This is a genomic window from Sphingobacterium sp. UME9 (assembly GCF_014170215.1).
GTDB classification, from domain to species: Bacteria; Bacteroidota; Bacteroidia; order Sphingobacteriales; family Sphingobacteriaceae; genus Sphingobacterium; species Sphingobacterium paramultivorum.
Genome location: NZ_LZZP01000010.1, coordinates 70836 through 83164 on the forward strand (window position 1 = coordinate 70836; position 12329 = coordinate 83164).

The window sequence follows — 12329 nt, forward strand, 5'->3', positions numbered from 1 at the left end:
TGTGGAAATTAAAACAAAGCGTTCGCCTAATAATAGGGCGGGCATCGATCCGTTCGTCCTAAAATTACCTCCTAAAATAGCTGTTATGCTGACGCAATTTTAATGGATATATCACAAAATCAATAAGTCTGGGATTCGTTGGTGATGATATAGTAATGTTTATAGAATAAATTCTAACCAATTAAAAAAACCTTATGAGAATGAAACAAATAGCGACTAATAGTTGGCTTCTAAATCGGGTGATTTGGCCCATTATGGTGCTTATTTTGGGTATTGGGAGCTGTAAGAATGACAATCTTGGCAGCATTCCGGAAGGTGTGCCGTTTGATCCTTCTAAACCTGTGGTTGTCTCGGACTTCACTCCAAAATCAGGGGGGATGGGGCAACGGCTTGTGATCTATGGAAAAAACTTTGGAAACGATCCAAAAAATGTAGCCGTTTTTATCGGCGGGAAGAAGGCTGTCGTCATTAATGCTTTGGGGGAATCACTTTACTGTCTTGTGCCAAAACAGGCCTTCAAAGGTGATATTGAGGTGCGTGTTGGGGGGGAGACAAGACCTATCATCGGAAAGGCAGAATCAAATTTTGATTATCGGCGTAAGCTTGTTGTATCAACCTTGGCTGGTTATAGAAATGCTCGTGGCGATGAGCCTTGGAAAGATGGAAAGTTTAAAGATGCGGACCAAAATCAGATGGCAAGTGGTTTTTGGCTTTCTTCTTTTATGAAGTTTGATCCTTTAAATCCGAAACACCTTTGGATGACCTTCGATGGTAACAATGGACTTTATCTAGTTAATTTTGAGGATAGCACAATTACTAAAAAACGTTCGGATTTCGATCGTCCACGGAGCCTTGACTTTTCTTTGGATGGTAACTATATGATTGTGGCCCAGGATCGTGGGGGAGAAAATGATGAATCCACTTTGTTATTTTCGCGTGCTAGGAATTTCCTGGATAAAGAGGTATTGACAAGAAGTAGACAATGTAACGGAGCATCTGTTCATCCGGTCAATGGTGAAATGTACTTTAATAGCTACGCGAAGGGCGAGTTTTACCGTTTCGACTTAAATCAATATTTCACAGATAAAACGACTAAGGCAGAGTTTCTATATGTCATTCAGGATCCGGAATGGGAGTACCGGGCGTTGATTCATCCAAGTGGAAACTATGCTTATATCTTGGTTATCAACCAGGGCTACATTATGCGTGCCGATTATAATTGGGAAAAGAAGCGTTTTAACCAGCCTTATCTTGTTTGTGGAAAAGTCAGAGAATCGGGATACAAAGATGGTGTCGGTTCCTCCGCTCGCGTCAATCAGCCTTACCAGGGGGTGTTTGTGAAAAATCAAGCCTATGCAGAAACAGGTAAGCCAGATCAGTATGACTTTTATTTTACAGATCTTAATAATCATGCGATCCGTGTGCTTACACCGGAGGGGGCTGTAACTACTTTTGCTGGTCGTGGCAGTTCAAGTTTAAATGCAAATCCATATGGTTACGTCAATGGTGATTTGAGAGAGGAAGCAAGATTTGACCGTCCGTCGGGTATCGCTTACAATGAGAAAGAAGGAGCTTTTTATATTGGCGACCGCGAGAATAGGCGAATCCGCAAAATAGCATTTGAAGAAATGGATGAAAATAACCAAGATTAACCTGAGAAAAGATGATGAATAAAATATTACTAACATGTTTGTTACTTCTGTGTTGCTCTTTCGGTGTATTAGCACAGGATATTCTAGAAGTAACAGGTGTCGTTGCTGATGCTAAAAAGGCGCCAGTTGTTGGTGTCAGCATTTCCATAAAGGATGCTCCCGGACTTGGGACGACAACGGATAATAAGGGTAACTTTAAGATTAAAGTAGAACGTTACAAGACGCTCGTGTTCTCTTCTGTAGGTTATGTAAAACAAGAAATATTAATAAAGGATGGTCATGTCATCAATGTGACATTGAAGGAATCAGAGACCAGTGTGCTCGAAGAGGTCGTTGTGACAGGGACCGGTACACAAAAGAGGCTCACATCGACAGCCGCAACAAGTAGTGTTGATGTAAACACCATGAAAGGAAACCCAACCTCAAGTCTGTCGAATGCATTGGCGGGTAACGTGCCGGGGGTATTTGCTATGGGACAGTCGGGCCAACCGGGAAAAAATATTTCCGAATTCTGGATTCGGGGGATATCCACATTTGGGGGCGGCTCTTCTGCTCTTATATTGGTTGACAATATCGAACGTGATATTAATGACATAAATATTGAAGATATTGAGACTTTTACGGTGTTAAAGGATGCTGCTGTTACTGCAATCTATGGTTCTCGAGGGGCTAATGGTGTTATACTAATTACCACGAAGCGAGGGAAAGACGGTAAGATTAATATCAATTTTAAAGATGAGAATATTTATAATACCCGTACCATTACACCTGAATTTGAAGATGGTGTTACGTATGCCAATCTCCTAAACGAAGCGCGCATTACGCGAAACTTTGCACCAATCTATCAACCAGAAGAATTGGAAATATTACGTTTGGGATTGGATCCAGATCTTTATCCTAATGTCAACTGGAAGGATCTGTTACTCAAAGATGGAGCGATGACTTACCGGGCAAATCTGAATATGACCGGGGGAGGGTCTACTGCGCGTTATTTTTTGTCCGGAAGTTATATTGATGAAGGCGGAATGTACAAGACGGATGAAACATTGCGGAACGATTACAATACGAATGCAAATTACAAAAGATATAACTACCGGTTGAATACCGATATTAACGTGACCAAAAGCACCGTTTTGAAAATTGGCGTTGCAGGCTCCCTCAATAAAAGGAATAGCCCAGGCTTGGGAGATAATGACTTTTGGGGTGTATTATTTGGGTATTCTCCAATTCGTACACCTGTCATGTATTCAAATGGTTATGTTCCAGCAATTGGAACAGGAAATCAGACAAACCCTTGGGTTATCGCTACACAGACGGGGTATAATGAGAATTGGCAAAATAAGATACAGACGAACATTTCTATTGAGCAAAATTTTGATTTCATAACCAAGGGATTACGATTTAGGGGAATTATAGGTTATGATACCAACAATGATAATAGCATTTCTCGTCGTAAATGGCCTGAACAATGGCGGGCAGAACGTGCGCGGGATGAAAATGGAAATCTAGTATTTACCCATATTTCTGATCCGCACGAATTGTATCAGTCGAGTACTGCTAGCGGTGAACGCCGTGAGTTTTATGATATGATGTTCAATTATGACCGCAGTATTGGTGATCATAATATTGGTGCAGTTGCCCGCTTTACACGTGATGCCCTTATTCGGACGGTCGATCTTGGCGATGATATTAAAAATGGGATTGCAAGAAGAAACCAAGGTCTCGCGGGAAGACTGACCTATAATTGGAAATCGCGTTATATAGCTGATTTTAATTTTGGGTATAACGGTTCAGAAAACTTTGCTCCAGGCAAACAATATGGATTTTTTCCTGCGTTTTCAGCAGCCTGGAACATCGGAGAGGAGCCTTTTGTGAAAAATAATGTCTCCTGGTTGAATATGTTCAAGGTTCGTTATTCTTGGGGAAGAGTCGGTAATGATCAGTTGGCTGGTGGTGTGAGATTTCCTTACCTATATACCATCGGAGAGATCGCAAACAATGGTTATCAATGGGCGGATTATGGATCTAACCGTTACTTCACTGGAATGCAGTATACACAGGTCGCTTCGCCAAATGTTACCTGGGAGATGGCCACAAAAAGAAATTTAGGCTTTGACGTCGCCTTGCTTAAAGATAAGATTGTTGCGAATTTAGACTTCTTCAATGAGGAACGGACGGGGATCTATATGGCAAGAAATTACCTGCCAATCATGGTTGGACTTAGGAGTGTGCCAAGTGCAAATGTGGGGGCTGTAAAATCTGAAGGTTTTGATGGACGTCTTGAATATAGACAAAAGATTGGCGAAGTGAATGTGACTGCACGCAGCAACGTTACGTTTAGTAAAAATACAATCACGGAAATTGATGAAGAAAATAATGTATATGGTTATCAAAATCAGAAAGGCTATCGGGTGGATCAGGCGAAGGGACTTATAGCATTAGGGTTATTTAAAGACTATGATGATATACGGAATAGTCCGAAACAAATATTCGGAACTTATCAGCCTGGAGATATTAAATATAAAGATGTCAACGGTGACGGTATCATAGATGACGGTGACCGTGTAGCGATCGGAGCTACACGGCGGCCAAATCTTGTCTATGGTATCGGTACATCTGTGAGCTGGAAGAGTTTGGATATTAGCGTTCACTTCCAGGGCGCTGGGAAGTCCACGTTCTTTACCTATGGGAAGACAGTATATGCGTTTAGTGAAGGTGAATGGGGACAAGTGCTGAAGGGAGTAATGGGAGATAACCGTTGGATATCTGCGGACATATCGGGTGACCCCTCAACAGAAAACCCCAATGCTTCTTATCCAAGATTGAGTTATGGTGAGAATCCGAATAATTTTAGGGAGTCAACTTTTTGGCTACGTAATGGCCAATATATCCGTCTCAAGACATTGGATATAGGTTACACCTTACCAAAAGAACTTACCAACAGAATCAAAACCAATAGCATTCGTATTTTCTTGGTTGGAAGTAATCTGCTAACCTGGTCGAAATTCAAGCTTTGGGATCCTGAGCTGGCATCACCACGAGGAGAAGATTATCCCTTGCCTAAATCGTTTACGTTTGGCATCAATGTCAACCTATAAAACTTATTAAGATGCAAAGAAAGAAACTAAACATAGCCATGATGCTTGTATTGGGAATAAGTATATTCTCATCCTGCAAAAAAGATTACTTAAAGTCCGATCAATATTTTAAGGATCGTCTTACAATAGAGAAGACATTTAAAAGTAAAGTGTACTCGGAGCAATGGTTGGCCGAAGTATTTCAGCAATTTGTTGGTGAGAATGCGGATGTAGCGAGTAAAGGCTTGACGCCGCATTGTTTTGCGGATGATATGTACTATGGTGATCGAGATAAAGTATACGATCCATCGAAAAATGAGTTGTCCTATAATATGTTCAAGATGGGAGAATATACTGAAGCAGATAAACAAGGCACATGGACGCAATGCTATTTTGGTATTCGTAATGCCTCGACTTTTATTCAGAACATATATATGAACACTGAAATGTCTGCAACTGAAATTTCAGATTATCGCGGACAAGCACGTTTCGCAAGAGCTTATCTTTACTGGTTATTGCTCCGTAAATACGGCCCGGTTCCATTGTTACCAGATGAAGGGCTGGATTATACCGATAGTTATGACGATCTGGCAATTCCCCGAAGCACCTATGAGGAATGTGCAACCTATATAAGTGATGAGTTGTTACAGGCTGCTAAAGAAATGGAATCCTTAGGTATGAAGCGCGGGCAGGACGGTTCGGCTCGACCAACTGTTGGTGCTGCATTGGCGGCACGTGCTAAAGTACTGCTCTATGCTGCAAGTCCGTTGGCCAATGGTAATAATTCCGGCTATGCTGCACTATTGGTAGACAAACAAGGAAAACGATTGTTGTCTGTCGACTTTAAAGAAGAGAAATGGGCGAAGGCTGCTGCTGCTGCCCGAGATGTGATCGAATTGGGAGTATACAAACTTTATACAGCACCCTTTCAGGAAACAGGGGATGATGCAACAGTAAAACCACCTGAGGATCATGATTTTTCAGGTAAAAACTGGCCTGAAGGATGGGCAAATATTGATCCAACAAAATCATACGCGCAGGTCTTTGACGGTACTTTATCTGCCTCAGGTAATCCTGAGCTTATATTTACACGTGGTAGTAACCAGCCCAATGAGGGGATTGACCAAATGGTTATCCATCAGTTACCACGTTCTGCAACAGGATGGAATACACATGGACTTACACAGAAACTAGTCGATGCCTATTATATGAATGATGGGACAGATGTACCTGGCAAGGATAAAGAAATAGGACGTGGTAATGGATCCAATAGAAGTACGGGATATGTTACTCAGGATGATTATAATGCGAAAAAATACCGGCCTCTGCGTACTGGAGTTTCTTTACAATATGCGAATCGTGAGCCACGGTTTTATGCTTCAGTTGCTTATAACGGAAGTTTCTGGACGCTGCTGAATGAGACTAAAGAAGAAAATCGTAATAAACAAGTTTTTTATTATAGTGCCGATCCAAAAGGTAATGGCTTTAACTCTGCTAATGGTTATTGGTTGCGTACGGGTTTTGGTGTTAAAAAGTTTGTCCACCCAAGTGATACCTATGAAGGTGGTGTTGGATCGCGTATCGTTCCAAAGGCAGAACCCGCGATCCGTTATGCCGATATATTACTGATGTATGCCGAAGCATTAAATGAATTAAGTGGTTCTTTTACGATTCCATCTTGGCGTGGAGGAAGTTATACGATAAGCCGTGATGTAGCTGAAATTAAAAAAGGTATTCAGCCTGTTCGCATCAGAGGTGGAGTTCCTGATTTTTCGGCGAGTGTATATGGAAATAAGAATGAATTGCGTAATACAATAAAGCGTGAACGTTTTATAGAGCTGATGGGTGAGGGACAACGTTATTATGATTTACGTCGTTGGATGGATGCTCCGGTTGAAGAAGCTTTGCCGGTTTATGGCTGTAACGTCTTGATGAACGAAAAGGAACGCGATCTTTTTTATCAACCTGTTGCGATCTGGACATTGAAAACGACCTTCGCGGATAAAATGTGGTTTTGGCCAATTAGTCATACAGAGCTCAAACGCAATAAGAATTTAACACAAAACCCTGGTTGGACTTATAATGATTAATCAACTATGCAATTTATGAAAAAGTCATCTATACAGCTTTTTTTCCTGATAGTATTATGTGCATGCTATGCATGCAACGATGAATGGAAAGAGGAACAATTTGAACATTACGTTTCATTTAAAGCCCCTCTGGAAAATGAGGGTGTCGCAAATATTTATGTCCGGTATAAAGAAGGGCAAAAAACTACATTTCTACAGCCGTTGGAAGTGAGTGGATCGACCACAAATAATACGGATCTTTCAGTACGTGTTGCGGTGGATCCCGATACATTGGGCATATTGAATTATGAACGTTTTCAGACCAGAGAAGATTTCTATTACAAGCAGTTGAATAATACGTATTTTTCTATCCCTGAGACCGTAAATATAAAGTCGGGGGAGAACACCGCATTAATGGCTATCGATTTTTCGTTAAAAGGAATTGATATGGCCGAAAAATGGGTGCTTCCATTGACGATTTTGGAGGATCCTGCTGCTAAATACAAAATAAACCCTCGAAAATATTATAAGAAAGCATTGCTGCGTATAAATCCTTTCAATAATTATTCAGGAACTTACAGTGGCACAGCCTTAAAAGTCGTTATGGATGGGCATGAAAGTGAGACTCCGATTGTCAAGAGCCAAATAAGAAGCTATGTAGTTGATGAAAATACAGTTTTCTTTTATGCAGGGAACATTGATGAAGATCGTAAAGACAGGAAGAATTATAAGGTCTTTGCAACGTTCAATGAAACTGGTGGGGTTACATTTCGGGCTGAAAATCCAAATATGAAATTTACTGTTAAAAAAGATGCAAGTTATACTGTTTCGGAACAGATGGATGCTGTACGTCCTTACCTATTGCATCGTTATATTACGGTAAATAATGTGGATTATGAATTTACGGATTATACCTTGGTCTCTACGACAGCTATTAAGTTCAAGGTTTCGGGCTCATTGATCTTGGAACGGCAATTGAATACGCAGATTCCTGACGAAGATCAGTCCATAGAATGGTAATTTCTACAAACCATTTGTAAGACTATTGGTTATATCTATGATATAAAAATAGTTTTATGATTGGAATAGTAGGTGGACTAGGCCCTTATGGCGGCTTGGATATTACGAAGAAAATTATAGATGAGACGGCGGCAAGATCCGATCAGGAACACTTGCCGCTCTTGTTATTCTCATGTCCAAATTTGATCTCTGACCGAACAGCGTATTTATTGGATAAATCCAATGTAAATCCCGGTAAGGCTATCGCTGCAATTTTAAGACAACTTGAAATGGCCGGAGCGACCATTGCGGCGATTCCGTCCAATACGGCACATGCAGAACCGATTTTTTCTGTTGTTCAAGATGAGATGGCTCGTATGGGGAGCACGTTGAAGCTATTGCATATCGTCTATGAGACTGTCCGATTTGTAGACGAAAACTATCCCGACACGACAGTCGGGATTTTGTCTACCGCAGGAGAGCAGATCTGCAGTTTATATCGGGAAGCATTTATTCGAAAAGGTTTCGTTGTTGTCGAGCCAGAAGGATCGCAGCAAGAGAAGGTAAATAATGCAATCTATGATGAGGATTATGGAATAAAGGCCCAACCGGTACCGATCGCGAATAAAGCAAGGGAAGATCTATTGTTGGTCATGGATGATCTGAAAAAGAAAGGAGCGCAGGTCATTATTTTGGGTTGTGCAGAGTTACCTTTGGCTATCCCTGAACGGGATTACAATGGGATGATTGTCATAGACCCGAATAGAATTCTCGCACGTGCACTCGTTCATTCGCTTGCTCCAGATAAATTAAAGCCACTATAGTCCTCTCTTTTGACAAATTGTCAGATTTTGGGTTTATATTCCTGTTGGTATGGGTTTTGTCCTCGATAGTTAGAAGCTTATGCAGTAAGGAGGACAACATGCAAAAGATTATACATCGGGAAAGTGATCGTGGCCACGTCGATTTCGGCTGGCTGAAAAGTGCGCATTCATTCAGTTTTGGACAGTATCTTGATCCCGAAAGGATGAATTTTGGTGCCCTGAGGGTATTGAATGATGATCAGGTGGAAGGTGGTCAAGGTTTTGATCGGCATGGACACGACAATATGGAAATTGTTAGCATACCACTGGAGGGGGCACTGGCACATCAGGATAGTATGGGCAATGGCCGTACGATCCAAACAGGAGATGTGCAGATCATGTCTGCAGGTACTGGGGTGCAGCACGCCGAGTTTAATAGCGATCAGAAGGATCTTGTTAAATTTCTACAAATTTGGGTAATCCCCAACGAAATAGGGTTGGAGCCCAGATACGATCAGAAATCCTACCTTCAATTAGATCGGCACAATAAATTTGCAACGATTGTTTCACCGGATAAAATGGATCACAACGCGGTACATATACATCAGGATGCATATTTTAACTTGGCAGACATAGAGGCGGGTAAAAAGATAGAGTATACTGTTCATTCGGAGCAAAATGGGCTTTATCTTTTTGTTTTGGAAGGAAAGATCGCTGTAGCAAATGAAATGCTTTCAAGAAGGGATGCCATTGGTTTATACGAAACAGAAAAAATAGCGATTGAAGCTTACTATGATACATCATTACTGCTAATTGAAGTACCAATGTATTAGGTCGAAGAAAAGCTATTCTTTAATAGGGAGATCATTTGATAGATCTCCCTATTTTTCTTAAATTGGATGAAGAAGAAATAAACTCATGGATAACCTATTACAACCTTTCGAATCGCGTGACGTTTTACTTATTATGTTATCAGTCTTAATAGGTCTGCTGATTGGGATTGAACGTGAATATCGCAATAAATCCGCGGGTTTGAGGACGTTTATATTGGTGAGTTTTGGATCTTGTCTTTTTACTATTCTTTCATTAAAAATTGGATTGGCAAATCCAGATCGATTGGCGGCAAACATTATTACTGGTATCGGTTTCCTAGGAGCAGGTGTGATTTTCAAAGAAGACAATAAAGTAAGTGGTATAACGACCGCTACGACAATTTGGGCTGCAGCTTCCTTGGGCATGTGTGTTGGTGCCGGATATATATTTTTAGCGTTTATTGGTGTAGGGTTGGTTTTGGCGATTTTGGCATTGTTAACGTATTTACAAACCTATATTGACAATTATCACAAAATAAAAGACTATGAACTGCAGACCTCATCTGAGGCAGATTTTGAACATACCGAGCAGTTAATCAGACGGATGGGTTTTAAGGCAGTCATTGTAAGTCAACGCTATAACAAAGAAAGTTTGAATACCATATGGCGATTGACGGGAAATGTGACCAAACATCGGGAGTTTGTAGAAACAGTGCGCCGTGATAGGCAGGTCGTGGCTTATCAATATTAGCAAGCTTTAGGATGAGCTGAAATGTATTAGGAAATGATATCTATATTATGAGTACAGTTAAAATTGAAAAAGGACAGGCTTTTTGGTTAGCGGATCCCCAGGAACATGACTTCCCCGCAGCTTACGATTATTTGGAGCTTTTATTTGTTCCGGAAGAATGTAAGGCTTTTGTTGACAAACTTAGAGGAGCAACTACGATAAAAAAGAAATCCAAGGATATTTTGCGGGCTAGTGCACTTCCGCTACTTCCTGATACCAATTGCCACGTCAAGGAAAATCTAAGAAAGATCAAGAAGAAAGAAAAGCTATCTCCAATTCTGTTGGTTCGGGCAAACGGGAAACTTATCATAGCAGATGGTTACCACCGCTTATGTGCCAGTTATTATTTTACCGAGGATCTTGATGTGCCTTGTCGTTTGGTTTAACTATTCGTCATCATCCGTTTCCTGAGTAGGGGATATTTTCTGTAATAAACTGTTTACCTCGTCCTCTGTCGCTGTTAACTTGGCTTTGCACACTTGAATGAGGTTGGAAGCCCTCTTGATTTTTCCTGCGAGCTCATCAATATTTGTTGTGCCATTTTCAATTTCCCTTACGATTGTTTGCAACTCGTTAAAGGCGTCTGTATAGGTATAATTCTGTTCCATTATGATATGCTTTCTTTAAAATTTTGTGTACCGATGGCCAAATTAAGCCTGGTCCGCATCCAAACCTTCTGTCGGCGATTTATCCGTTACAGTACTGGTAAGTTCGCCATATTCGAGTATCGTCTGTATCACATCCCCTGGAGACACTTGTGTCACCGACTGCAGTAGTTTTCCGTTAACCTTAGTAATAGAAAAACCTTGTTTCAATAGCCTAATTGGATCAGATAGCTGAATAATTCGTTCGGTATGGGCCAAAGCCGTTTTGTGCTCGTAAAGCCGTAATTTTATCAAGGAGTTCAGCTCATGTTGAAATTGCTGAATGGCCGCCCTCGAGGACTGAATTTCTCTCTTCCCGATCCATTGTATATGCGTTGCGAGCTGAGATAGTACATTGCGCTCTTCTTTAAATCGGGTAAGAATGAGTTGCTGTATACTTTCCGCAGCCTTATCAACCGGAATAGCAAAATTATGAAACTTCTGAATCAGAAAATCGGCTAGCTCACTGGGAGTGATCGCGTTTTTATAGGCGACCATTTCGCTAACCGTGTAATTCGTTGAATGTCCAATGCCCGTCAATACAGGGATTGGGAAGATAGCGATAGCACGTGCCAATAAGTAGTTGTTATAACTGGAAAGCCCAACCTCACCACCCCCTCCACGTATGATGGCGACGACATCGTACGTGTCGATTTTTTCAGCAATAACTGCAAGCTGATTGATAATAGAAGGTACTGACTTGTCTCCTTGTAATAATGCCGGAAAGAGCGTACATTCTATGCGGTAACCCCATGGGTTTTGATTAATAATTTTGTAAAAATCAGAAAGTCCCTTACTTGTTTCTACTGAAATAATCGCCAATCTTTTGGGAACCACCGGAAAGCCCAATAATTTATTGGACTCATATATGCCCTCTGCTTTCAGCTTTCGAATACTGTCTAACTTCTCCTTTTCAAGTTCACCTAAGGTAAAAGTCGGATCAATATCAACAATGCGCAAACTTAATCCGTACATGGGGTCATAGGAAATACTTGCCTGAAATAACATCGTAATCCCTTCTCGCAAAGGTTCTTGGGCGACTTTAAGAAAATTGTTGTTGATACGATTGTAATCAGCTTTCCATAAGATGGACCGAATTTCAGCGACAATTTTACCATCCTGTTTTTCAACCAGTTCAGGGTAACAGTGGCCAGAATGCGTATAATGATTGAGCTTGTTCATTTCGGCTTTGATCCAGTACAAACTCTTATACCGCTCCGCAAGTGTCTTTTGGATACTGCGGCTGACTTCCAGCAAGGAAAATATTGTTTTATCTTGAATCAATTCTGGCATTAGTCAAACTTACAGAAAAAACCTTCATGATGCAATCGGGGGATGGTTGAATAGGCTATGGCCAAAGGATGAAAGAATTTTATTAACTCACATCGTCAAGTAGAGTAACAAAATTGATTTTTTTTCGAGCGAGCATATTCCTTCGTTATTTAATTCGTATTTTTATTTGATAGAACCTAAAAAACGATAA

10 protein-coding genes are annotated in these 12329 nt (G+C 40.8%); 8 read left to right on the top strand and 2 right to left on the bottom strand.

Features of this window, described 5'->3' with window-relative positions; translation table 11 throughout:
• Positions 1-200 precede the first annotated feature (200 nt).
• The 8 genes from A9970_RS15645 (at position 201) to A9970_RS15680 (ending at position 10588) form a co-directional block, all read left to right on the top strand.
• Positions 201-1652 (top strand): IPT/TIG domain-containing protein, encoded by a 1452-nt coding sequence (locus A9970_RS15645; protein ID WP_220801627.1) that lies wholly within the window; start codon positions 201-203, stop codon positions 1650-1652.
• A gap of 11 nt (positions 1653-1663) precedes the next feature.
• Positions 1664-4750: a TonB-dependent receptor gene (locus tag A9970_RS15650; RefSeq protein WP_259655411.1), complete on the top strand. Its 3087-nt coding sequence runs from the start codon at positions 1664-1666 to the stop codon at positions 4748-4750.
• 11 nt (positions 4751-4761) lie between these two features.
• Complete coding sequence (locus A9970_RS15655; RefSeq protein ID WP_153845329.1) at positions 4762-6819, top strand: RagB/SusD family nutrient uptake outer membrane protein; 2058 nt, start codon at positions 4762-4764, stop codon at positions 6817-6819.
• Positions 6820-6834: 15 nt separating this feature from the next.
• Positions 6835-7818 carry a DUF4973 domain-containing protein gene (locus tag A9970_RS15660; protein WP_153845330.1) on the top strand — a complete coding sequence of 328 codons (984 nt, stop codon included), beginning with the start codon at positions 6835-6837 and terminating at the stop codon, positions 7816-7818.
• A gap of 56 nt (positions 7819-7874) precedes the next feature.
• Entirely contained in the window at positions 7875-8621 is a 747-nt protein-coding gene (locus A9970_RS15665) for an aspartate/glutamate racemase family protein (RefSeq protein WP_153845331.1), read from the top strand.
• 98 nt (positions 8622-8719) lie between these two features.
• Positions 8720-9433: a pirin family protein gene (locus A9970_RS15670; protein WP_182982953.1), complete on the top strand. Its 714-nt coding sequence runs from the start codon at positions 8720-8722 to the stop codon at positions 9431-9433.
• Positions 9434-9518: 85 nt separating this feature from the next.
• On the top strand, positions 9519-10163 hold the full coding sequence (locus A9970_RS15675; RefSeq protein WP_120335676.1) for an MgtC/SapB family protein: 645 nt from the start codon (positions 9519-9521) through the stop codon (positions 10161-10163).
• A 47-nt stretch (positions 10164-10210) separates the two neighbouring features.
• Positions 10211-10588 carry a hypothetical protein gene (locus A9970_RS15680; RefSeq protein WP_182330537.1) on the top strand — a complete coding sequence of 126 codons (378 nt, stop codon included), beginning with the start codon at positions 10211-10213 and terminating at the stop codon, positions 10586-10588.
• On the opposite strand, the gene xseB is transcribed toward A9970_RS15680, so the two are convergent.
• Together xseB and xseA are read right to left on the bottom strand one after the other, a co-directional pair.
• Positions 10589-10810: an exodeoxyribonuclease VII small subunit gene (xseB, locus tag A9970_RS15685; protein WP_182982954.1), complete on the bottom strand. Its 222-nt coding sequence runs from the start codon at positions 10808-10810 to the stop codon at positions 10589-10591.
• Positions 10811-10852: 42 nt separating this feature from the next.
• Positions 10853-12139, bottom strand: a complete 1287-nt coding sequence (gene xseA / locus A9970_RS15690; protein ID WP_182982955.1) for an exodeoxyribonuclease VII large subunit — start codon at positions 12137-12139, stop codon at positions 10853-10855.
• Between the last annotated feature and the right edge of the window lie 190 nt (positions 12140-12329).